This is a genomic window from Streptomyces sp. SudanB52_2052, from assembly GCF_964272415.1.
Taxonomy (GTDB): Bacteria; Actinomycetota; Actinomycetes; order Streptomycetales; family Streptomycetaceae; genus Streptomyces; species Streptomyces olindensis.
Genome location: NZ_OZ186796.1, coordinates 8181524 through 8203002 on the forward strand (window position 1 = coordinate 8181524; position 21479 = coordinate 8203002).

Genomic DNA, 21479 nt, shown 5'->3' on the forward strand with positions numbered 1-21479 from the left:
GAACTCATCGAGAGCCCGGAAAAGTATGAAACGTACGCTTTCTCGGCTTTTGTGTTTCCCGTTGTGATCACAACGCCCTGCGCTCCCTTCACAGGTCGCGCAGGGTGTCGTGATCACGACGGGAGGCGTTCCCTAGTCGCGTACGGCGACGCGTTCCGCCTCCTCGCGTTCCGCCTCCTTGGGAGCGGACGCGGCGACCACGACGGACGGCCGGTTCCGGCGGGATCGCAGGCCGGTGAGGGTGATCAGCAGGCCGGCGAGGGCGATGAGCGTCACGACCACCAGGCCGGGCCGGTAGCTGTCGAGCACGGCCTGCGGGGAGGGATTGCCGCCCTCGGGGGAATGCGCGGTCACCACCGCCGTCACCACCGCGAGGAAGATCGCGCCGCCCACCTGGACCGAGGTGTTGAGCAGTCCGGAGACCATGCCCTGCTCGTGCTCGTCGACGCCGTTGGTGGCCTGGACGTTGAGGGAGGGGAAGGTCAGCGCGAAGCCCGAGCCGACCAGCAGCATCGTCGGCAGGATCACCGCCGCGTAGACCGGGTCGAGGTCGATGCGCAGGAACAGCACGTAGCCGGCCACCATCAGCGCGAAGCCCAGCACGATCAGCCGGGCCGTGCCGAACCGGTCGATGACGGCACCCACCTTCGTCGCGGACAGCGCCACCAGCGCGCCGGCCGGCAGGAAGGCCAGGGCCGTGTGCAGCGCGGACCAGCCGAGCAGTTGCTGCATGTACAGCGTGACCAGGAACTGGAAGCCGATGTAGCTGCCGACGAACGTCAACGCGCCCAGCTGGGCCCGCACTTGCGGCCCCGAACGCAGCACGCCGAGCCGGACCAGCGGGCTCGGGCTGCGCCGCTCCACGGCCACGAAGGCCGCCAGCAGGACGGCCACGGCCGCGAAGGACAGGATCGTCCGGGCTGAGCCCCAGCCCACCTCGGGCGCCTCGACGACGGTGAAGACGAGCAGCAGCATCGAGGCGGTGCCGAGCACGGCGCCGGGGATGTCGTAACCGCCCTCGGCGCGCTCGCGCTCGCTGCGCGGCAGCAGCTTCAGACCCGCGATCAGGGCGATCAGGGCGATCGGGGCGGGCAGCAGCATGGTCAGGCGCCAACTGGCCTCCGTCAGCAGGCCGGAGAAGACCAGGCCCATCGAGTAGCCGGTGGCGCCGCAGGTGGTGTAGATGGCGAGGGCGCGGTTGCGCAGCGGGCCCTCGGGGAACGTCGTGGTGATGATCGACAGGCCGGCGGGGGCGGTGAAGGCCGCGCTCAGGCCCTTGACGAAGCGGCTGGCGATGAGCAGCGGCCCGGAGTCGACGAGGCCACCGAGCAGCGAGGCCAGCGCGAAGACGCCCAGGGCCACCAGGAAGACCTGGCGCCGGCCCAGCAGGTCGGCGGTGCGTCCGCCGAGGAGGAGCAGGCCGCCGTAGCCCAGGATGTAGCCGCTGACGATCCACTGCAGCGCGGAGGTCGACAGGCCGAGGTCGGCGCCGATGGACGGCAGCGCGACGCCGACCATGGAGACGTCGAGGGCGTCCAGGAACATCGCGGCGCAGAGCACCAGGAGGGTGCCCCAGAGTCGGGGAGTCCAACGCCCTTCGGACGTCGGGGTGGTGAGCGGAGAGGTCATGCCCGAGACACTACATGCGCATGCATGAGATGCAAGCGCATTTAATTCAGATGCAACAATCCCGGTTCTCTGTTACGGCGCGTCCTCATGGCGGCGAAGCAGGCCGAGCAGGCGCTCGTGGAACAGTGGCGGGACATTCTGGCGCTGCACGCGCGCACGCAGTGCGAACTCGACCGGGTCCTGCATGATCACGGCCTGTGCGCCAGCGACTTCGAGGTGCTCGACGTCCTGGCCGGGTGCCGGACCCCGAAGGGCACCCCGGCCTACCGGGTGCAGGAGATCTCCGAGCGGGTCCACCTGAGCCAGAGCGCGCTGTCGCGGCTGATCGCCCGGCTGGAGAAGGAGGGCCTCGTCGAGCGCTGCATGTGCCCCGAGGACCGGCGGGGCGTGCGGGTCTCCCTCACGGCGAAGGGGCGCGCGCTGCACGGCGAGGTACTGCCCGTGCAGCGCGCGGTGCTGGCGCGGATGCTGGCGGACGACTGAGCCCGGGCGGTCAGACTCCCGACGTCTCCCGCCACAGCTCGGCCAGCGCCCGGTCGCCCGTGACCGACGGCATGGGCCCCCGGTTCCACAGCGCCAGGTACACCCGCTCCGCCGGGCCGGAGAGTTCGCACTCGGCCGCCGCGGACGCGTCGCGCGTGGTGACGGGCGGCTCCGGGGACAGCCGTACGGTCCACACCGCGTCGGTGTCGTCCGTGCGGACCCGCAGCACGCGCGGTTCGTCCGTGCGGACCCGGCTCTTGGGGCGGGCGTGGAAGCCGCGCAGCAGTTCGTCGATGCCGTCGGTCGCGAAGTCGGGGGTGACGGCCGTGGTGCCGGCGCCGCGAGCGGACTCCGCGTCGACCCGGTGCACCGCCGTCTCGTGTGCCTGCCGCCGGGTCCAGAAGGCCAGCGGGGACGGCGCCGGCAGGAAGGACCAGCACTCCACGTCGGGCGCGGCGTCGGCCAGCGCGCGGACGAGGCGGCGGTGGCTGTCGCGGTACCAGGCCACGAGCTCCGCGCCGTCGACGTCCGGGGCTTCACCCAGGGGGCGCCGCTCGCTGTACCCCTCGGTCACGTACGAGGCGGCCCAGCGGTGCACCGCGCCCGTGTGCCGCAGCAGGTCGCGCACCTGCCACCCCGGGCACGTCGGCACCTTGGCGTCCGTCCCGGCCTCCTCGGCGGCCGCGGCGAGCAACCGGCCCTCCGTCTCCAGCGCTTGAAGCAACTCGGCGGTCTCCATGGCGCCGAGTCTGCCGTATGGAGGGCGCTCCAAGCGCCGGATTTTCGCGGCACGCTAGGGCAGCGGCGTCCCGCCCGTCGCGTTGACGATCTCGGCGGTGATGTACGACGCCTCCTGCGACGCGAGGAAGACGTACGCCGGGGCCATCTCGGCCGGCTGCGCGGGCCGTCCGATCGGCGCCTGCTTGCCGAACTCCTGCGTGTCCGGCATGGTTGCCGGGATCAGCGGCGTCCACACCGGGCCCGGTGCCACCGCGTTGACGCGGACGCCGCGGTCGATCACCATCTGGGCCAGCCCCTGCGTGAAGGTGACGATCGCGCCCTTCGTCGTCGCGTAGTCCAGCAGGTGCGGACTGGGCTTGTACGCCTGCACCGACGTGGAGTTGATGATGCTGCCGCCCTCCGGGATGTGCGGCAGGGCCATCTTGCACAGCCAGAACATGCCGTACAGGTTGGTGCGCATCACCCGGTCGAACTGCTCGGTGGAGATCGACTCGATGCCGTCGGGCTGCGACATCTGGTACGCCGCGTTGTTCACCAGGACGTCGATCCGGCCGAACTCGTCCACGGCGCGGTCGATGAGCGCCCGGCAGTTCTCCTCCTCCCGCACGTCGCAGGAGACGGGCACGGCACGGCGGCCGGACTCCTCGACCAGCCGGGCGGTCTCGGCGGCGTCGTCCTTCTCGTCGTCCAGATGGGTGAAGAGCACGTCGGCTCCCTCGCGGGCGAACGCCAGGGCCACCGCGCGGCCGATCCCGGAGTCCCCGCCGGTCACCACGGCCTTGCGGCCGTCCAGCCGGCCGCTGCCCCGGTAGGACTCCTCACCGTGGTCCGGGGGCGGGTCCATGGGCCCCGTCCAGCCCGGGTGCGGCTGGTCCTGGGAGGGAAACTCCGGTGTCGGGTGCTGCTCGCCGGGGTGCTGTTGTTCGGTCACGGGTCTGCCTCCTTGTCCATGGCTACGGCCCGGTGATCACAACGGGCGTGGCCCCGGGTACCCAGGAACACGGCAGTGCCGACCCGGCCCGCCGAGGTGGATCGCCGGACCGTGCCGGGCGGGCCCCGCGGCGGGGAGAAGCGAGGCTGTCCGCCGCCGCTCCTTCGGCTTGGGGAGGCGGGCCTGTCGGCCGCCGCCCCTAGGTTCTGTCTCTTTGGTCATCTGCGGGCCCAGATGAGGATGGCGGCGAGGTGGAGTGCCGCCTGGTAGGCGATGGCGAGCTTGTCGGTGCGCATGGCCAGGCCGCGCCACTGCTTCAGGCGGTTGATGCACCGCTCGACCGCGTTGCGCTGCTTGTAGGCATCGGCGTCGAAGGCCGGCGGGCGACCGCCGTATGGGCCCCGTCGTAGCCGGTTGCGGGCTTGGTCCACCGGCTGCGGGATGACCGCACGGATGTGCCGTTCGCGCAGGTGGAGCGGATCGCGCGGGAGGAGTAGGCCCGGTCCGCGATCACCATGTCCGGTCTGGTGCGGGGACGTCCGCGCCCGGTGCGAGGCACTCGCAGCGCGGCCATCACGGCAGTGAACGCCGGTGCATCGCCTGCCTGTCCGGCGGTGACCGTGATGGCCAGAGGCCGGGCGTGGAGGTCGCTGGCCAGGTGGACCTTGGTGCTCAGGCCGCCCCGGGAGCGTCCGAGGGCGTGGTCGGCAGGCTCGCCGGGGATGGACTCATCCTTTGCGGGCTCCGGCGGCGTGCTGGTGAGCCCGGCAGACGGTGGAATCCACCGAGGCGGTCCAGGCGATGTCGTCGTCGGCGTCCGCTGCGGCCAGGACGGCGGCGAAGATCTTCTCCCACGTTCCGTCGACGGCCCACCGCAGCAGGCGCTTGTGCGCGGTCTTGAACGAGCCGAGCTCTTCGGGCAGGTCGCGCCAGGGCGAGCAGGTGCGGTACTTCCACGCGATGGCCTCGATCGTGCGGCGGTGGTCGGCCCACCGGCGCCCACGGATCGGATCGGCCGGCATCAACGGCTCGATCCGGTCCCACATCGCATCACTGATCACCAACCGGACAGACACATCCGATCAACTGCTCAGCCCATCAAAGGGACACGCCTGCCCTCACGGGACTCCGTACCTGAGGGCAGCCGGTCGACCGCATCCGGCAGGGGCAGTGTCTCTGCAGCATGGGCGGGTGAGGAGACGGCGGCGGAAAAGACCACGAAGGCCGCGGCAAGGCCGCGCAGCACAGCTTTGGCCATGCGCCAGTGATAGCGGCACAACAAGGGGCGCTATCAGGGCTTAGCTGAATGCGCCGCCCGTGTGAGTGGAGTGGTCATACCAGCCGCAGCCGTCCTGCCCCGTCAGGTCGCTCGTGACTGGACGTATCGATGCCGAGCACCCTGCGGGCGGGTTGGGTTCCCCGCGTCACGAGCGGGTCGTCGGACGGGACGGCCTGGTCGACGCGGGCTGACAGCTTGGCCAGCACTCGCTTTCCTGCTGCCAAGCGAACATGCCCCTGTCAAGAAAGCGCTTTCAGCCTAACTGCTCGAACGATCTAGCGATTCTCCCTCACTCTCTGGTTGAGTACTCGCGGCAACGACGAAGCAACCCAAAGTGAAGGACTGCAACGTGCGTAAGAGACGCACCAGGAACATCGTCGCAGCGGTTATGGCCGGGGCGCTGATGGCGGCAGCCAGCCCTGCGATCGCTCACGCCCAGTCGTCGCAGCAGAGCGACCCGACGCCCCTGCCGATGTCGATCCTCAAGGCCTCCGCCTCTGCGGGGATTCAGAACTACAAGTCCAAGAAGGTACTGCAGCCGTCGGGAAGCAGTACGGCCAACGGGGCGAAGATCGTCCAGCAGCCCTGGGGTGCCAGCAGCGCCCAGTACTGGACCCCGGTCCCGGACGGCGATTACTACAGCTTCGAGAACTCCGGTTCGGGCAAGAACCTCGGCATCGACGGCGCCAGCACCTCGGCCGGTGCGGTGGCCATCCAGGCGAATGGGTCCGGCGACCTCAACCAGGACTGGTACCTCGCCACGGGCCCCTACCCCCCCGGCACCTTCTCCATGAAAAACCGCAAGAGCGGCCTGTGCCTGGGCATTTCCGGCGCCAGCACCGCCAACGGCGCACAGGCAGCCCAGTTCCCCTGCGACGGCAGCGCCAACCAGGGCTGGACCCTCGTCGGGGCATGACCGAACGGCTCTCGTAGAGATAGATGCACCCACCCGACCGTAGGTGAGGGGCACTGGCCCTCCAGTCGTGACGTAAGCCGTTGGCGGTGAGCAGGCAGCCTGGACATCGCAGGCGCCGTCACCGCCAACGGCGCAGCGGCCACCCAGTTCCCGTGCGACGGCTCGACCAACCAGGGCTGGCTGCTGCCCCACTGCCCCTGCTGGTTTAGCCCCCAGAGTGCTCGCTCCTCACGTCGGCCGGTCTATCGAGGGACAGCCGCCGCACATGGCAGGAGACTTACTCCCTCCCTCAAGTGCTGAAGCTGCTCAGCAAGCTAGATCGATTTGAGTACCTCCCGGTCATCCCAGCAACCCTCTGCCGCTGTCGGCCCTCGCTGAACAGGGAGCGGCCGCCACGACCGTTGGACTCAGGAACGCGAAGTCCGGGAAGTTCTTGCAGCCCACGGGCAACAGCACGGCGAACGTAGCCAGAGTCGTCCAGCAGCCGGGCGACGACCAGAAATTCTCGCAGTACTGGAGCATGATCCCGGACGGTTACTTCTTCAGCTTCGAGAACGGTCGCTCGCGCAAGAACCTGGGTATCGACGGCGCCAGCGCCTCGGCCGGCGCGGCAGCCATCATCGGGAAGTCCTCCGGGGACGTCAACCAGGACTGGCTGATCGTCCCGGTCTCTGGTGCTTCGGACGTGGCTGTACTGCGGAACCGCAAGAGTCATCTGTGCCTGGGGATTTCAGGCGCGAGTACCGCCAACGGCGCGCAGGCCGCCCAGTTCGTCTGTGATGGGTCGGCCAACCAGCGCTGACACCTCTACGTGCTGTGACCGATCGGCTTGCGCACCTGGCCAGGCGTGGTCCGACCCCCTCGGCCTAACGGCCCGACTGCACTGAAACCCAACACGAGGAGATATGTCATGCGCGCAACACGAGTCAGCGCCGCCGTCGCGGCCATGGTGGCGGGAGCGCTTCTGGCTGCTGCAAGCCCCGCGATCGCTGACACGCCGTCACCGCAGAACAGTGACCCGGCGCCGAAACGAGTGACCGCTACCCATAAGATCAAAAACATCAAGTCGGGGAAGTACCTGACGGCGGTGAGCTCCGCCAACGGTGCCAAGGTCGTCCAGAAGTCCAGCACCAGCAGCTATCTGCAGCTGTGGGAAACGGTCCTGACCGAGGGCGGCACCGTCTACGGCTGGGAGAACTGGCAGTCGAAGTTGAACCTCGGCATCGACCGCGCCAGTACCGCAGCCGGCGCGGCGGCCATCACGGCGACTCCGTCCGGCGACCTCAACCAGGACTGGAAGCTCAGTTGGATCTACGCCGACGGTAACGGCTACCAGATAAAGAACCGCAAGAGCGGCCTGTGCCTGGGCGTCTCAGGCGCCAGCACCGCCGACGGCGCGCAGGTAGCCCAGTTCCCCTGCGACGGATCCGCCAACCAGGGCTGGATAGACGACTTCAACTTCTGACGATCACGGTGGAGTATCGCCGCGTCACCTGAGCGCATGCGGTCTGCCCCTGAGTAAGTTGTACGACAGGTAACGTGCAATCAGGCGGTCCCGGGTCCTTTGGATCCGGGACCTCCCAAACTTGGACACCGCTTCCCACGTCATTGAGCTACACATGGCAGATCCGGTTGAACTACTTCCTTCGCAAACCGCAAGAGCGGCGTGTGCCTGGGCAGTCGGACGCCGGCATCCCAACGGCGCGCAGGCCGCCCAGGTCGCCTGCGACAGATCCGGCAACCAGGGCCGGGCAACCGTTTCGTAGCGACCATTCCTTCATGTGAAGAAGTCCCAGACCGTTTCACTCCGCGACCTCCCGTATTCCAGGCGGAACGCCGGGCGTCGGGGGAGCGCCTATCCGAGCACGTCTCGCCCCAGGGAACGGACTCGCGTCACGGCCGCCGAACGCGCCGTGCCACCTTTCGCCCCAACGCCTGCGCCGGCGCTTCGATGTACCGGTAGGTCAGTAAACACAAGGGCAGCAGCACAGCGTAGAAGGCCAACTCAAGCCAGGGCTTGTTCTCCTGCCAGCGGCCGATCGTTCCGTCGGTGACCGCCAGCAGGACCGGATGCACCAAGTAGACTGAGTAACTGATCGTCCCGAGCCACGTCAGCCAGCGCGGTATCTGGCGCCGACGACACGCCAGCCCGACGCCGAACGTGAGCACGGCCAGGAGAAACGACGCGATCCAGGCGCGCCGTGTGAAGTGGGACCCGTCGCCGTAACTGTATGCCGCCCCTACCGCGCAGGCGACCACGAAGATCGCGGTGCAGGCTGCATGCCTCCAAGTGCTCTGACCGCTCTCGGCTCGATACACAGCGGTGCCCAGGAACATGACGGCAAGAATCACCAGCCCCTCCCACATGGGAACCGTGCTGTTGAAGGCGACCAGCACGAGCCCCAGCACCCCACCCAGCACGCCACCCGACACCCGAAGCGCGGCTGATGTGCCGCTCGCACAGCAGATAGCCACCGCCATGGCGGTCGCGGCGACGGCCACCAACGGGCCGGTTCCGACCTCGTCGCTGAGAGCGGACACAGGCAGCGCACTCGCCACGGCCACGCTCACAGCCGCCAGCACCGCCAGGGTCCCGGCGACCGATGCCGACCGCTGATGACGCCTCAGCGAGAAGAGCGCCACCACTAGCAGGTAGAAGGCCATCTCGTACGAGAGCGTCCATAAGACAAGCAGGAGGTTGGGCGTTCCTAGCAACTCCTGGAGCAAGGTGGCATGGGCGGCGGCCACCGTGGCGAAGCTTTGCCCATCGAAGTCACGGATCTCGGCGAACCCCAACACGTTGGCAGCAAGCACCGCTATGACGACAGCAGCCCATAGTGGATAGATACGGAAAATCCGTCCAATCCAGAATGTCCGCACGCAACCCCGCCGCTCAAGCGAGGCGGGAATGATGTAGCCACTCACGAGAAAAAACACCATGATGCCGTACCGGCTGGTGTTGAACTCAGGCATCAACTCGCGCCGGAACTCGGCCATGAAGGCATAGGACGAGTGGTCAAACACCACGACGAGTGCCGCGATGCCGCGCAGCGCGTCCAACCAGCCCAGCCTCGATAAACGGGCAGACGGCACGGGAGAAGGTGATCGCGCCGATACAGAGGGTGAAGGTGCCAGCGCAGGATCGACACGATGGGGGGCTTCCATACCCTCCTTCACGTTCGGTGCATTGCCGGTGTTCAACTGTGATCCCATCACCCGTGACTCTCGATGAGCCCGAAGCACCAACAATGCTGTGGCAAGCCACCGCAGGGAACCTCAGTGGGGCATCCGGCCGTGCACCGCAGCTCACCGGCTCTTCCTAGCAACGCCGTTCGGCGGTCCGAAGCCGCCCAGCCGCCAGCTCAGCATAGCTGCGTCCCGGCTTGGGGCCCGGGTGGCCGAGGCCGGTGCCATAGAGCCGCGCATCAGCTGCTCGTCGTCGCTGTCCGTGTCGTCCAGCCTCGCAGCGACCACCTGCAATATGGGCTTGCCCAGGACTGCCTGGGCAAGCCCATGCGCTGCCAGGGATGGCCTTGACCGAGCGCCCTGGCCTTGCAGTGTCCGATTAGTGATCACCGATGCGATGTGGGACCGGATCGAGCCGCTGATGCCGACCGATCCGGTCCGCGTGCGGCGATGGGCCGACCACCGCCGCACGCTCGAGGCCATCGCGTGGAAGTACCGCACCAACTCACCCTGGCGAGACCTTCCCCACGAGCTCGGCTCGTTCCCGACCGCTCACAAACGGCTGATCAGATGGGCCGTCGACGGCACCTGGGAGATGATCCTCGCCGCCGTCCTGGCGGCAGCGGACGCCGATGACGACCTCGACTGGACGGTGTCGGTGGACTCCACGGTCGTCCGGGCCCACCAGCACGCTGCCTGAGCACGCAAAAAGGGGCGGCCCGCCCGGGAGAGCCAGCCGATCACGCGCTCGGACGCTCCCGCGGCGGGCTGAGCACCAAGGTCCACCTGGCCGCAGACGGCCGCGCACGGCCCCTCGCATTCACCGCCACCGCAGGCCAGGCCGGTGACGCACCCGCTTTCGAGACGGTGTTGTCTCGCATCCGCGTGCCCCGCACCGGCCCGGGCAGGCCCAGGACCCGGCCCCTGACCGTTCTGGCCGACCGCGCGTATTCCTCACGTGCCATCCGCAGCCACCTGCGGCGCCGGGGCATCCGTGCGGTCATCCCACAGCCGTCCGACCAGGTTGGCCACCGCCTGCGGCGAGGGCGACTGGGTGGCCGTCCGCCCGGCTTCGACAGCGAGGCATACAAACAGCGCAACACCGTCGAGCGGTGCATCAACCGCCTAAAGCAGTGGCGCGGCCTGGCCACACGAACCGACAAGCTCGCGATCGCCTACCAGGCCGCACTCCACCTCGCGGGCATCCTCATCTGGACCCGACGCTGACCAAAGAGACAGAACCTAGGCCCGGCAAGGCGGGCTTGTCCGCCGCCGCCCCCCTAGGCCCGGGGAGGCCGGCCTGTCCGCGACGGCACCCTCAGCCCGGGGGCGCCGGCGTGTCCGCGGCGGAGCCCTGGGGCCGCTTCTCCCGGTCCCCGGCCGCCCGCCGGGGCGCCGCCCCGACGAGCGCCCCCACGGCCGCCGCCACCGCCGCGAGGACCGCCACGCTGGTCAGTGCGGCCGGCAGGGTGAACCAGTCCGCCATGAAACCGATCGCGGGCGGGCCGAGGAGCATGCCGCCGTAGCCCAGCGTGGAGGCCGTGGCCACACCCCCGGGGCCGGCGAGCGCGCCCGCGCGTTCCACGGCGACGGGGAAGAGGTTGGCGAGCCCCAGGCCCGTCACCGCGTACCCCAGCAGGGCCGCCCACAGCGAGGGGGCGAGCGAGCCGAGCAGCATCCCGGCCGCCGCGGTGGTGCCGCCGACGACGACGGTCCGGGTCCGCCCGAGGCGCTCCAGGAGCGTCGTGCCGGTCAGCCGCCCCACCGTCATGGCGAGCGCGAAGCAGGAGTAGCCCGCGGCCGCGGCACCCGGCGAGGCGTCCAGGTCCTGTTCGAGGTGCAGGGCGCCCCAGTCGGCCAGCGCCCCCTCCCCGTACGCGGTGCACCCGGCGATCACGCCGAAGACGATCACCAGCCACCGGGTACGGCCGTCGAGCCGGCGAGGGACGCGCCGCTCGGTCCGCTCCCGCTCGGGCGGAGCCGGGGGCTCGTGCCGCAGCAGCGTGGGTCCGGCCGCGGCCGTCACCAGCAGCCCGACGACGGTCAGCAGCATCAGGTGGCGGGTGGGGGACAGGGCCCCCGCGACCAGCCCGCCCAGGCCCGCGCCGATCATGCCGCCCAGGCTGAACGCGGCGTGGAAGCTCGGCATGACCGGCCGCCGGAGTGCGGCCACCAGTTCGACGGCCGCGCTGTTGAAAGCGACGTTGATCCCGCCGTACGCGGCACCGAAGAGCAGCAGGACCAGGCCGAGCGCCAGGACCGAACGGGTGAGCGGAGGGAGGGCGACGCTGAGGGAGAGCAGGACGGCGCAGACGACGGTGATCCGGTGGTTGCCGTAGCGGCGGCACAGGCGTCCCGTGAGGGTCATGGTGATGACGGCTCCGGCGGAGACGCCCAGCAGGGCGAGGCCGAGGGCGCTGGCCGAGGCGTTCGTCTGTTCCTTGATGGCGGGGATCCGGACGACCCAGCCGGCGAAGACGAAACCGTCGAGGGCGAAGAAGACGGTGAGCGCGACACGGAGTCGGGTGAGGGAGTTGCCGTTGCCCGGCACGGCACTGTGCGTTCGGGTTTTGTTTATTCGCGGCACAAAGTCAGGCTAGGTGGGTGCGGGGGTGAGGACAAGGTGCGACGCTGGGACGAGAGCAATCCGCCGAGGGAACGCGGGAGGGCGCATGGGACGGGACGTGCCGGCCCTGGTGTTCACACGGGAGGACCGCCGTCGCTACCGGGAGAAGATGCACACCGACCTCGAGGTGCTGGCCCGGATGCTGCGCGAGTCGAGCTTCGAGAGCGAGCGCCCCCAGGTCGGGCTGGAGATCGAGCTCAACCTCGTGGACGACGAGGGGCTCCCCGCGATGCGCAACACCGACGTGCTCCAGGCGATCGCCGACCCCGCCTGGTCGAGCGAACTCGGCCGCTTCAACCTGGAGATCAACATCCCGCCCCGGCAGCTCACGGCCGGCGGCCCCGGCTCCTGGGAGCAGGCCATCCGCGACGCGCTCAACCACGCCGAGGACCGCGCCGCGGCCGTCGGCGCGCACCTGATCATGGTTGGCATCCTGCCGACCCTGGGGGAACCGGACGTCAGCGAGGCCGCCCTCTCCGGCGACCCGCGCTACCGGCTGCTCAACGAGCAGATCTTCGCGGCCCGCGGCGAGGACCTGCGGATCACGGTCGACGGCGTCGAGCGCCTGTCGACCTACGCCGACACCATCACCCCCGAGGCCGCCTGCACCAGCACCCAGTTCCACCTCCAGGTCGCCCCGAAGGACTTCCCGCACTACTGGAACGCGGCCCAGGCCATCGCGGGCGTGCAGATCGCGCTGGCCGCCAACTCGCCCTTCCTGTTCGGCAAGGAGCTGTGGCGCGAGACCCGCATCCCCCTGTTCGAGCAGGCCACGGACACCCGTCCCGAGGAGATCAAGGCCCAGGGGGTGCGCCCCCGGGTGTGGTTCGGGGAGCGCTGGATCACCAGCGTCTTCGACCTCTTCGAGGAGAACGTCCGCTACTTCCCGGCCCTGCTGCCGCTGTGCGAGGACGAGGACCCGCAGCGGACACTCGACGGCGGCGGAGTGCCGCAGCTGGGCGAACTGACCCTGCACAACGGCACGATCTACCGCTGGAACCGCCCCATCTACGCGGTCACCGACAGCGGCCCGCACCTGCGGATCGAGAACCGGGTCCTGCCCGCCGGCCCCACCGTGGCCGACATCATCGCCAACGGCGCCTTCTACTACGGCCTCACCCGCGCCCTGGTCGACGAGGACCGACCGGTGTGGACCCGGATGTCCTTCTCGGTCGCCGAGGAGAACCTGCACACCGCGGCCCGCGACGGCATCGACGCCCGGCTGTACTGGCCCGGCGTGGGCGAAGTGCCGGTGACGGAACTGGTGTTGCGGCGTCTGCTGCCCCTGGCCCACCGGGGCCTCGAGCTGGCCGGCATGGACGACCCGTGGCGCGAACCGCTGCTGGGCATCATCGAGCAGCGCTGCGTCACCGCCCGCAACGGCGCCGTGTGGCAGGCCGAGACGGTGCACCACCTGGAGAAGGCGGGCGTCTCCGACCGGCGGGAGGCGTTGCGGCAGATGACCAGGTCGTACATGGACTACATGCACATGAACGCCCCCGCGCACACCTGGCCGGTGGACTGACGCGCTCACGCGGGGCCGGCGTGAGCCGCTCACGCGGGGCTGGGCGTGGCCTGGCCCCTCCAGTCCGTCACCGGCGTCAGCGGCACGGGCGCGGGCACCTGTGCCGTTGTCGTCAGCTCGATCCGACGCCCCTCGGCCGAGGAGCGCAGGAGCGCCGTCATCGCGTCCAGCACGTGGAGGGCGACCTCGCCGTTCGCGCGTCGCCCGTCGGCGGCGAGGAAGTCCAGCAGGCCGACGCCGCGGGCGCCGTCCTCGTAGCCCGCCGACGCGGGGAGGGGGCGCCACCGCGTGTCGCCGAGCGCGTGCAGGCGGACCTCGCCGTCGAAGCGGTTCGGATCGGGGACCGCGAGGGTTCCCCGCTCGCCGTGCACCTCGATGGGGGCGGCCGTGGTCGCCACTCCGTCGAAGCTCGTCGTGAGGGTCGTCAACGTCCCGTCGGCGTGCTCCAGCACGCCCGAGACGTGGCTGTCCACCTCCACCGGTATGCGCTCGCCCGCGCGCGGGCCGGACCCGATGACCCGTTCCGTGCGCAGCCGCCCGGCCGCCCCGACCACGGCCCGCACCGGGCCCAACAGATGGATCAGGGACGACAGGTAGTACGGGCCCATGTCGAGCAGCGGGCCACCGCCGGCCGTGTAGTAGAAGTCCGGGTGCGGGTGCCAGCGTTCGTGGCCCGGGGTCACCATCACGGCCGAGGCGAACAGCGGGCGTCCGACGCTCCCCGCCGCCACGGCCGCCCGCGCCGTCTGCACCCCCGTGCCCAGCACGGTGTCCGGCGCGCATCCCACCCGGACACCCGCCCGCGCGGCGGCCGCCATGACCTCCCGGGCCTCCTCCAGGCCCGCCGCCAGCGGCTTCTCCCCGTAGACGTGCTTGCCGTGCCGGATCGCCCCGAGGGCGATCCGGGCGTGCGCCGCCGGGGTGGTGAGGTTCAGGACCGTGTCCACGTCCGGGCTGCGCAGCAACTCCTCGACGGGCAGCGCCTCGACGCCGGGCAGCTCGGCGGCGACCGCCGCCGACCGGGAGGCGTCGAGGTCCGCGACGGCGGTGACGCGCACGGCGGGATGGTCGGCCAGCGTGTCCAGGTACGCGCGGGAGATGACCCCGAGCCCTACGACGCCGATGCGGTGCGCGTCGCCCACAGCATGCCCCTCTCGATGACGGTGCGGACGGTGGGGTGTTCCAGCACGTCGACGCTGTGCCCCGGCGTCGTCACCACGATCCGCCCGGCACCCCAACGGCGGGTCCAGACCGCCGGTGAGGTCACCGGCCGGTGCCAGGGCTGCCAGGGCCGGGTGGGATGCGTGGTGGTGGCCAGGACGTCGATGAGGTCGTCGTGCAGCACCCAGTACTGCTCGGTGTCCAGCTCGAAGTCCTCCAGGCCGGCGGTGACGGGGTGTTCGCGTCCGGCCTCGGTGAAGGTGATGGTGTGTGGCAGGAAGTTGTCCGCCGCCTCGCCCCGCCGCTCGCAGGGATCCTTTCCGGGGTGGGTGGCGAACTGGCCGCCCACCAGGTGGAGATAGTCGGCACTGGCACGGAAGGAGTCGGCGATGCCCCCGTGCCAGCCGGTGAAGCCGGTGCCGGCCACGACCGCGGAGCTCAGGCCCGCCAGTTGCTCGCGGGTGATCTCCGACATCGTGACGCACTGCACGACGAGATCGGTGTCGGCCATCTCGGTGCTGTCGGCGTAGACGTCGGTCGACTCCTCGACCCGGACGACGTATCCGTTGTCCCGGAGGAAGGGCAGGAACAGCTCCGTGGCCTTGACCGGCTCGTGGCCTTCCCACCCTCCCCGGACAACCAGGGCTCTCTTCTGCGTCATCGTGATCTCACTATGCGCAGGGCGCCCGCGTTTCGAAAAGAGGGCCGGGCCTCACGAAAGTTTCGCGGACGCGGCCCGCGCGGAGACCATCCAGCAGGCCGCGGTGAAACGGACGTCGGCGCCCCGCACGAACGGGTCGAAGGCGGGGCGGACCGTCTCCACGATCCGCTTCCGGGTCTCCTCGTCGGCCTCGGGCAGGATCATGCCGACGGGACCCAGCCGGGTGAAGTAGCGCACCAGCTCCCGCTCGGGCAGGGTGCAGACCACGTCGATCGGCCGGATGTCGATCCCGGCCCAGCCGCTCTCCGCCAGGATGCGGCGCACCCGGTCCGGGTCGGCGAACGCGAACTGCCCGGGCTCGTCCGGCCGGCGGGCCGGAAGGTCCGGCAGGAACGGCGCGGCGGCGCGTTCGGCCGTCGTCATGAACGGGTTCTCCGCGGGGCCGCGCCACGCGACGAAGAACAGCCCGCCCTCGTCGCGGACGGCGCTCCGCAGATTCCCGAAGGCTCGCACCGGATCGCTGAAGAACATGACGCCGAACCGCGAGATGACGGCGTCGAAGGCACCGGGCTCGAACGTGTGCTCCTGCGCGTCGGCGCGGACGAAGGACGCCGGTGCCCCCGCCCGCTCGGCGAGCGCCCGGGCCGTGTCGACCATCGGGCCGGACAGGTCGACACCGACGCAGTGACCGACCCTGCGGGCGACGGCCCGGGTGATGCCGCCCGTACCGCAGCCGACATCGAGCACCCGGCCCGCCCGCTCGGCGGACACGGCGTCCACGAGCAGCTCCTCGAAGGGCCGGAACATCTCGTCCAGCACGTCCTGGAGATCCACCCAGGCGTGCCCGGCCGGCCCGTTCCACCGAGCGGCCTGTGCGTCGTCGGTTCCGCGCGAGGCGTCCATGTCGTCTCTCCTTCTGCTTGCCTTCGTCAGGTCGGGATGACAGCGTTCTACTTCAAGTCGACTTGAGGTCAAGGGAATGACAGACCTGGACATCGCGGAAGTGGCGCGGCGCGCCGGGGTGCGCGCCTCGACGCTGCGGTTCTACGAGGAGAAGGGCCTGATCGCCGCCACCGGCCGGAGGGGCCTGCGCCGTCAGTACGACCCCGGTGTGCTGGAGCGGCTGGCGCTGATCGCGCTGGGGCGGACGGCCGGGTTCTCGCTCGACGAGATCGCGCGGATGTTCGCGCCGGACGGACAGCCGCGGATCGACCGGCGGATGCTGTCGGACAAGGCCGACGAACTGGACCGCAGGATTCGGGAACTGGGTGTGCTGCGCGACTCGCTGCGGCACGCCGCCGCCTGCCCGGCGCCGAGCCATCTGGAATGCCCCACCTTCCGCCGCCTGCTGGACGAGGCGACAGCGCCGGGCAGGCGGGCCCCCGGTCGTTAGGGCGTGCCGGGCGGCACGGGGCAGGCGGGACTTTGCGGGCACCCCCCAGGGCCCCGGTCGCACCCTCGGCGATCTTTGGTCCAATCCTGGTCCTGGCTTTGCCCGATTCCCGTGGCCCGGTGCCTAGCCTCGGCTGCGAACTTCGGGAGGCCGCAGTGCTGAACACCGTGAAGGGGCAGGCGGCGGGTCTGACGAGAGACCAGCGCAATGCCTTCGTGGCCGCCTATCTCGGCTGGGCGATGGACGCCTTCGACTATTTCCTGGTCGTGCTCGTCTACAGCGAGATAGCCGACGACTTCCATGTCTCCCTGACCGACATGGCCTTCCTCACCACGGCGACCCTGGTGATGCGGCCCGTCGGCGCCCTGCTCTTCGGGATGTGGGCGGACCGCAAGGGCCGCCGCGTACCGCTCATGGTCGACGTCGTCTTCTACTCGATCGTCGGTTTCGCCTGCGCCTTCGCGCCCAACTACACGGTGCTGCTGGTGCTGCGCCTGCTGTACGGCATCGGCATGGGCGGCGAGTGGGGTTTGGGCGCGGCCCTGGCCATGGAGAAGATCCCCACCGAGAGGCGCGGCTTCTGGTCCGGCCTGCTGCAGAGCGGCTATTCGCTGGGGTACCTGCTGGCCGCCGTGGCGTTCTTCGTCATCGAGCCCGTCTTCGGCTGGCGCGGCCTGTTCGCCTTCAGTCTGCTGCCCGCCCTGGTCGCCCTGTGGGTGCGCAGCCGGGTGGAGGAGAGCGAGGTGTGGGAGCAGAGCGTCCGGCTCAACCGCACGCCCGCGCACCAGGTGTTCAGGAACCCGGCCGTGCTGCGGCGCTTCGTCTACCTGGTCGCGCTGATGACCGCCTTCAACTGGATGTCGCACGGCACCCAGGACATCTACCCGACCTTCGTGAAGAAGGGCCTGGACCTGTCGGCGAACACCTCGATCGCGATCGCCGTGGTCTACAACATCGGCGCCATCATCGGCGGGGTGCTGCTGGGGGCGTACTCCGAGCGGCTGGGGCGTCGCAGGACGATCATGATCGCGGCGGCCGGGGGTCTGGTCGTGGTGCCGTTCTTCGTCCTGTCCACCACGGTCGGCTGGCTGATGCTGTCGTCCTTCCTGATGCAGGTGTGCGTGCAGGGCGCCTGGGGTGTCATCCCGGCGCACCTGACGGAGATGAGCCCGGACGCCGTCCGGGGCTTCTACCCGGGCGTCACCTACCAGCTCGGCAATCTGATCGCCGCGCTCAACCTGCCGATCCAGGAGGCCCTCGCCGAGCGGCACGGCTATCCGTCGGCGATGGCGTGGACCATCGTGCCCACCCTGGCCGTGGTGATCCTGCTGAGCGCGCTGGGCAAGGAGGCCAAGGGGGTCCGCTTCGGGAGCGGCGGGGCCGGGGCGCCGAGCGGGACGGCCACCGCGCGGTCCTGACCGGCCGGGGTACGACCGGTTCCGACCGCAGGGGTGTCCGTACCGTTCGCCGTGGCCGGCCGGCGGACTGATCCTGGGCGCAGTGGCGTTCCGGCCGGCTGCCGTGGCTGGCCGGCGGTCCGGGCTTGGGCGCGGCGGTGTGCCGACTGGTTGCCGTGGTCGGTCGGCGTTCCGGGCTTGGGCGCGGCGGTGTGCCGACTGGTTGCCGTGGCTGGTCGGCGGTCCGGGCCTCGGTGCGGCGGCGTTCCTACCGTTCGCCGTTGCCGGCCGGTGACGGCTCCGGTGTCGTCGTCACGGTCCTCACCCCGCGCGCCCGCAGCTCCGCGAGGACGCTCTCGTCGGCCGCGTCGTCCGTCACCAGCGTCCAGCCCTCGCACAGCGCCGTCCAGGCGTGGAAGGGGCGGCGGCCCAGCTTGGCGGCGTGGGCGAGGACGTAGACGTGGTCGGCGCGGCGGGCCATCAGTTCCTTGAGGCGGGTCTGGCGCAGGTCGGCCTCGCAGATGCCGAGTTCGGGGGAGATGCCGTCCGTGCCGAGGAAGACCCGGTCGAACGTCATGCGTTCCAGGGCGGCTTCGGTGAGCGGGCCGACGAAGCCCTGGCTGAGCGGGCGCAGGGTGCCGCCGAGGCACTCGACGTGGACCGTCTCGACGTCGGACAGCGCCTGCAGGGCGGTGAGTCCGGTGGTCGCCACGGTGAGGTCCTCGGCCGTGCGCAGCTCGTGGGCGAGCGCGCCGACCGTGGAGCCGGCGTCCAGCAGCAGCGTCTCGCCGGGCCGCACCCGGGCCGCCGCCCAGCGGGCGATGGCCTGCTTGGCCTCGAAGGCCTCCCCGATCCGCTGCCGCAGCGAGGCCTCGGGGTGCGCGGCGAGGGCCATGGCCCCGCCGTAGGTGCGGGCCAGGCGGCCGTCGGTGGTGAGCTTCGCGAGATCGCGGCGGATGGTGGAGGCCGTCACGCCGAACAGCTGCGAGAGCTCCTCCACGCTCGCCAGGCCGGTGGTGGTGGCGAGGTGGACGATGCGGTCGCGCCGGGCCTGGGAGCCGATCGCAGACATCGGTCTTGGTGTCCTTAGGTGTCCTGAGCCAGAGGTCCTGGGCTGCAAACGAACCTGCCGTCGGCAGACGGTCAGCGGGCGGCCGGAGCGGTCGACATCTCGGCGGCCTGGCGCAGGGCCTCGACCATGCTACCGGGCTCGGCGCGGCCGGTTCCGGCGATGTCGAAGGCCGTGCCGTGGTCCACCGAGGTGCGGATCACCGGCAGTCCGACGGTGAGGTTGACCCCGGCCTCGATGCCGAGGACCTTGACGGGGCCGTGCCCCTGGTCGTGGTACATCGCCACGATCAGGTCGTAGTCGCCGCGCGAGGCGAGGTAGAACGCCGTGTCGGCGGGCAGCGGGCCGCGCGCGTCGATGCCGTCGGCGCGGACGGCCTCCAGCGCCGGCACGATCTTCGTCTCCTCCTCGCCGTGGCCGAACAGGCCGTTCTCGCCCGCGTGCGGGTTGATGCCGCAGACGCCGATCACCGGGCGGGCGGTCCCGGCGCGCACCATCGCCTCGTGGCCACGGCGCACCGTGCGCTCCACGAGGCCGGGCTCGATGCGGTTCACCGCGTCGATCAGGCCGATGTGGGTGGTGACGTGGATGACCTTCACCCTCGGCGTGGACAGCATCATCGACACCTCCTCGACGCCCGTGAGGTGGGCGAGGAGTTCGGTGTGCCCGGGGTAGAGGTGCCCGGCGGCGTGCAGGGCCTCCTTGTTGAGGGGCGCGGTGCAGATGCCGTCGACCTCGCCGCGCAGGGCGAGTTCCGCGGCGACGCGCACGTAGTGGTAGGCGGCGTCGCCCGCGACGGCGGACAGCTCGCCCCAGGGCAGGTCGGCGGGGAGCAGCCCGAGGTCGATCACGTGCACGTGGCCGGGCGCGGGCTCCGCCTGCCCGGGGTGCTCCACGGGCACGATCTCGCAGGCGGTGCCGAGGATGCCGGCCGCCTGGCGGAGCCGCTCGGCGTCGCCCACGACGACGGGGCGGCAGTGGCGCAGGGTGTCGGGGTGCAGCAGCGCCGGCACGATGACCTCCGGCCCGATGCCTGCGCCGTCGCCCATGGTCACCGCGATGACCGGGAGCGGCCGGCCGGCCTCGGAGGTCTGGTCGGCGGTGGCGGCGGAGGGGACTGCGTTCACGGGGCTACTCCTGTGGGGTCGGTCGGAACGTGACGTACGGGCGCGGGGCGCAGGGCCCGGACGATGCGCCGCAGGGAGTCGGCCTCGCCGTAGCTGCCGGGCCGGGTGACGACACAGCGGCCGTCGGGCGTGCGGGAGAGCACGGCGCCGTGGTGGATCTGGCCCACCGGACGCAGGTCGGTGACGCGCACGGCGTCCAGGACGCGGCGGGCGGTCTCGCCGCCGGTGAGGACCAGGTCGCAGCCCCGCGCCGCGTCGGCGACGGTGTCGGCGAGCGCGGCGACGAGCCGGCGCGCCAGGGCGGGGCTGGCCGCTCCGGTGATGCGGACGACGGTGACGGCGGCGAGCGGGGGTGCGAGTCGCCGCGGGGCGTGCAGGAGCTCGCGGGTGGTGAGGGAGACGTGGCGGGCCCCGTCCGCGAGGAGGTGCGCGACCTGTCCGCGGGCGGCGGGCTCCGCCGTGCCCACGACGATCAGCAGCGGCCGTACGACGTCACCGGGTGCGGGGGAGCGGGTGTCGGGCGGGCCGAGGAGGCGTCCCAGGGCGCCCGCGAGTCCGCCGGTGCCCAACAGGCGTATCCCGGGACCCAGTTCGAGCGCCGCCCGGGCGATCGCGTCGAGGTCGGCCTCGGTCTCCGCGTCGCACACCGGGTGCCGTCCCTGCGCGAAACGCGCATGCAGGGCTTCCCGCAGTGCGCCGGGTGCGCCGCGCACGGCCGTGAGCGGAACCGGCGCGGACGGCAGGTCCCCGAGGGCGGCGGCCACCGAGCGCGGGGCCGGCCGGGTCTCGGCGCGCCACGCGTCCGTCTCGTGCAGCGGGACGCCGCGCAGGCGCACGACACCGTCGCGCACGGTCCGCCCCGCCGGCGGCAGCGCCGTCGCGATCACCACGCCCCGGCAGTCCCGCGCGTACGCGGCCGCCTCGGCGGCGAGGTTCCCGCGCAGCAGCGAGTCGACCTTCTTGAACAGCAGCGCGTCGGGCGGGGCGGAGAGCGTGGCGTCCCGGACGGCGCGGGCCGCCTCGGCGGCGGGCCGTTGCCGCGAGTCGAGGTCGAGGACGAGCGACTCACCGGGCGCGGGCGGCGCCGGTGCCGGGACCGGCCCCAGCAGGATCCGGCCGGGCGAGCGCAGGGCGACCGCGGTCTCGGCGGCACCGGACAGGTCGTCGGCCAGGGCGAGCACGGGCCGGGCGGGGCCGCCGGGGCCGGCTGCGGCGAGGGACACGGGTACCTCCTCGGGCGGCCCGGTCGGGCTGCCTCGGGAACCGATGATGACACGGGCTGCGCGAAATGCGCGATACCCCTTGCGCGCTTCGCGCAAGCGTGCCACCTTTTCCGGCGCGACACCTGTTCGTTT

At 71.0% G+C, this 21479-nt stretch carries 19 protein-coding genes and 1 pseudogene; 8 read left to right on the top strand and 12 right to left on the bottom strand.

Going from position 1 to position 21479, the window contains the following annotated elements:
• Window positions 1-132: 132 nt before the first annotated feature.
• Window positions 133-1629: an MFS transporter gene (locus ACSUPV_RS36850; protein ID WP_037762161.1), complete on the bottom strand. Its 1497-nt coding sequence runs from the start codon at window positions 1627-1629 to the stop codon at window positions 133-135.
• Window positions 1630-1716: 87 nt separating this feature from the next.
• On the opposite strand from ACSUPV_RS36850, the gene ACSUPV_RS36855 reads away from it, so the two are divergent.
• On the top strand, window positions 1717-2112 hold the full coding sequence (locus ACSUPV_RS36855; RefSeq protein WP_031120596.1) for a MarR family winged helix-turn-helix transcriptional regulator: 396 nt from the start codon (window positions 1717-1719) through the stop codon (window positions 2110-2112).
• 10 nt (window positions 2113-2122) lie between these two features.
• Here ACSUPV_RS36855 and ACSUPV_RS36860 read toward each other — a convergent pair whose 3' ends face one another.
• From ACSUPV_RS36860 to ACSUPV_RS36870, 3 genes and pseudogenes are all read right to left on the bottom strand, one after another.
• The gene (locus ACSUPV_RS36860) at window positions 2123-2851 is read right to left on the bottom strand and encodes a maleylpyruvate isomerase family mycothiol-dependent enzyme (RefSeq protein WP_031120597.1); all 729 of its coding nucleotides are present in this window, start codon (window positions 2849-2851) and stop codon (window positions 2123-2125) included.
• Between the two features lie 54 nt (window positions 2852-2905).
• Window positions 2906-3784 (bottom strand): SDR family oxidoreductase, encoded by an 879-nt coding sequence (locus ACSUPV_RS36865; RefSeq protein WP_031120598.1) that lies wholly within the window; start codon window positions 3782-3784, stop codon window positions 2906-2908.
• 218 nt (window positions 3785-4002) lie between these two features.
• Window positions 4003-4860: pseudogene (locus ACSUPV_RS36870) on the bottom strand (IS5 family transposase).
• Between the two features lie 552 nt (window positions 4861-5412).
• Between ACSUPV_RS36870 and ACSUPV_RS36875 the strand changes: the two are divergent.
• The 3 genes from ACSUPV_RS36875 (at window position 5413) to ACSUPV_RS36885 (ending at window position 7444) form a co-directional block, all read left to right on the top strand.
• Window positions 5413-5979, top strand: coding sequence for an RICIN domain-containing protein (locus ACSUPV_RS36875; protein WP_436949433.1), 567 nt, complete (start codon window positions 5413-5415; stop codon window positions 5977-5979).
• Between the two features lie 361 nt (window positions 5980-6340).
• Window positions 6341-6781: an RICIN domain-containing protein gene (locus ACSUPV_RS36880; protein ID WP_436949976.1), complete on the top strand. Its 441-nt coding sequence runs from the start codon at window positions 6341-6343 to the stop codon at window positions 6779-6781.
• A 108-nt stretch (window positions 6782-6889) separates the two neighbouring features.
• The gene (locus tag ACSUPV_RS36885) at window positions 6890-7444 is read left to right on the top strand and encodes an RICIN domain-containing protein (RefSeq protein ID WP_382611879.1); all 555 of its coding nucleotides are present in this window, start codon (window positions 6890-6892) and stop codon (window positions 7442-7444) included.
• Window positions 7445-7872: 428 nt separating this feature from the next.
• Here the strand turns inward: ACSUPV_RS36885 and ACSUPV_RS36890 are convergent, their stop codons facing one another.
• Complete coding sequence (locus ACSUPV_RS36890; RefSeq protein WP_382611919.1) at window positions 7873-9048, bottom strand: acyltransferase family protein; 1176 nt, start codon at window positions 9046-9048, stop codon at window positions 7873-7875.
• Window positions 9049-9562: 514 nt separating this feature from the next.
• Here ACSUPV_RS36890 and ACSUPV_RS36895 point away from each other — a divergent pair.
• Window positions 9563-10392, top strand: a protein-coding gene (locus tag ACSUPV_RS36895; protein ID WP_436949977.1) for an IS5 family transposase whose coding sequence is annotated in 2 segments (ribosomal slippage) — window positions 9563-9862 and window positions 9865-10392 — 828 coding nt in all. Because the reading frame shifts where the segments join, the coding sequence is not laid out codon by codon here.
• Window positions 10393-10483: 91 nt separating this feature from the next.
• Here the strand turns inward: ACSUPV_RS36895 and ACSUPV_RS36900 are convergent.
• On the bottom strand, window positions 10484-11716 hold the full coding sequence (locus ACSUPV_RS36900; protein ID WP_436949434.1) for an MFS transporter: 1233 nt from the start codon (window positions 11714-11716) through the stop codon (window positions 10484-10486).
• A gap of 121 nt (window positions 11717-11837) precedes the next feature.
• On the opposite strand from ACSUPV_RS36900, the gene ACSUPV_RS36905 reads away from it, so the two are divergent.
• Window positions 11838-13316, top strand: coding sequence for a glutamate--cysteine ligase (locus ACSUPV_RS36905; RefSeq protein ID WP_436949435.1), 1479 nt, complete (start codon window positions 11838-11840; stop codon window positions 13314-13316).
• 29 nt (window positions 13317-13345) lie between these two features.
• Here the strand turns inward: ACSUPV_RS36905 and ACSUPV_RS36910 are convergent, their stop codons facing one another.
• From ACSUPV_RS36910 to ACSUPV_RS36920, 3 genes are read right to left on the bottom strand one after another with little or no spacing between them, the layout of a single operon-like run.
• Window positions 13346-14458 carry a Gfo/Idh/MocA family protein gene (locus tag ACSUPV_RS36910; RefSeq protein ID WP_436949436.1) on the bottom strand — a complete coding sequence of 371 codons (1113 nt, stop codon included), beginning with the start codon at window positions 14456-14458 and terminating at the stop codon, window positions 13346-13348.
• Window positions 14428-15138 carry a ThuA domain-containing protein gene (locus tag ACSUPV_RS36915; protein ID WP_031120603.1) on the bottom strand — a complete coding sequence of 237 codons (711 nt, stop codon included), beginning with the start codon at window positions 15136-15138 and terminating at the stop codon, window positions 14428-14430. Before ACSUPV_RS36915 ends, ACSUPV_RS36910 begins: the two co-directional genes overlap by 31 nt.
• Before the next feature lie 51 nt (window positions 15139-15189).
• A complete protein-coding gene (locus ACSUPV_RS36920) occupies window positions 15190-16041 on the bottom strand; it encodes a class I SAM-dependent methyltransferase (RefSeq protein ID WP_382611871.1) in 852 nt (283 codons plus the stop codon).
• Window positions 16042-16117: 76 nt separating this feature from the next.
• Here ACSUPV_RS36920 and ACSUPV_RS36925 point away from each other — a divergent pair, with 76 nt between their 5' ends.
• Both ACSUPV_RS36925 and ACSUPV_RS36930 read left to right on the top strand, forming a co-directional pair.
• A complete protein-coding gene (locus tag ACSUPV_RS36925; RefSeq protein ID WP_037762167.1) occupies window positions 16118-16531 on the top strand; it encodes a helix-turn-helix domain-containing protein in 414 nt (137 codons plus the stop codon).
• A 155-nt stretch (window positions 16532-16686) separates the two neighbouring features.
• Window positions 16687-17949: an MFS transporter gene (locus ACSUPV_RS36930; RefSeq protein WP_037762169.1), complete on the top strand. Its 1263-nt coding sequence runs from the start codon at window positions 16687-16689 to the stop codon at window positions 17947-17949.
• Between the two features lie 247 nt (window positions 17950-18196).
• On the opposite strand, the gene ACSUPV_RS36935 is transcribed toward ACSUPV_RS36930, so the two are convergent.
• The 3 genes from ACSUPV_RS36935 to ACSUPV_RS36945 all read right to left on the bottom strand — a co-directional run bounded on the left by ACSUPV_RS36935 (window position 18197) and on the right by ACSUPV_RS36945 (window position 21347).
• Window positions 18197-19000, bottom strand: a complete 804-nt coding sequence (locus ACSUPV_RS36935) for a DeoR/GlpR family DNA-binding transcription regulator (protein WP_031120607.1) — start codon at window positions 18998-19000, stop codon at window positions 18197-18199.
• 71 nt (window positions 19001-19071) lie between these two features.
• On the bottom strand, window positions 19072-20124 hold the full coding sequence (gene pdxA, locus ACSUPV_RS36940; RefSeq protein ID WP_436949437.1) for a 4-hydroxythreonine-4-phosphate dehydrogenase PdxA: 1053 nt from the start codon (window positions 20122-20124) through the stop codon (window positions 19072-19074).
• Entirely contained in the window at window positions 20121-21347 is a 1227-nt protein-coding gene (locus tag ACSUPV_RS36945) for a four-carbon acid sugar kinase family protein (RefSeq protein ID WP_436949438.1), read from the bottom strand. The genes pdxA and ACSUPV_RS36945 overlap by 4 nt, the downstream gene beginning before the upstream one ends.
• Window positions 21348-21479 lie beyond the last annotated feature (132 nt).

Excerpts from the sequence above, each read along its gene's own strand:
- ACSUPV_RS36920 (WP_382611871.1), bottom strand. The coding sequence starts at position 16,041 with ATGGACGCCTCGCGCGGAACCGACGACGCACAGGCCGCTCGGTGGAAC.
- ACSUPV_RS36935 (WP_031120607.1), bottom strand. The coding sequence starts at position 19,000 with ATGTCTGCGATCGGCTCCCAGGCCCGGCGCGACCGCATCGTCCACCTC.
- ACSUPV_RS36855 (WP_031120596.1), top strand. The coding sequence starts at position 1,717 with ATGGCGGCGAAGCAGGCCGAGCAGGCGCTCGTGGAACAGTGGCGGGAC.
- ACSUPV_RS36905 (WP_436949435.1), top strand. The coding sequence starts at position 11,838 with ATGGGACGGGACGTGCCGGCCCTGGTGTTCACACGGGAGGACCGCCGT.
- ACSUPV_RS36925 (WP_037762167.1), top strand. The coding sequence starts at position 16,118 with ATGACAGACCTGGACATCGCGGAAGTGGCGCGGCGCGCCGGGGTGCGC.
- ACSUPV_RS36860 (WP_031120597.1), bottom strand. The coding sequence starts at position 2,851 with ATGGAGACCGCCGAGTTGCTTCAAGCGCTGGAGACGGAGGGCCGGTTG.
- ACSUPV_RS36915 (WP_031120603.1), bottom strand. The coding sequence starts at position 15,138 with ATGACGCAGAAGAGAGCCCTGGTTGTCCGGGGAGGGTGGGAAGGCCAC.
- ACSUPV_RS36885 (WP_382611879.1), top strand. The coding sequence starts at position 6,890 with ATGCGCGCAACACGAGTCAGCGCCGCCGTCGCGGCCATGGTGGCGGGA.
- ACSUPV_RS36850 (WP_037762161.1), bottom strand. The coding sequence starts at position 1,629 with ATGACCTCTCCGCTCACCACCCCGACGTCCGAAGGGCGTTGGACTCCC.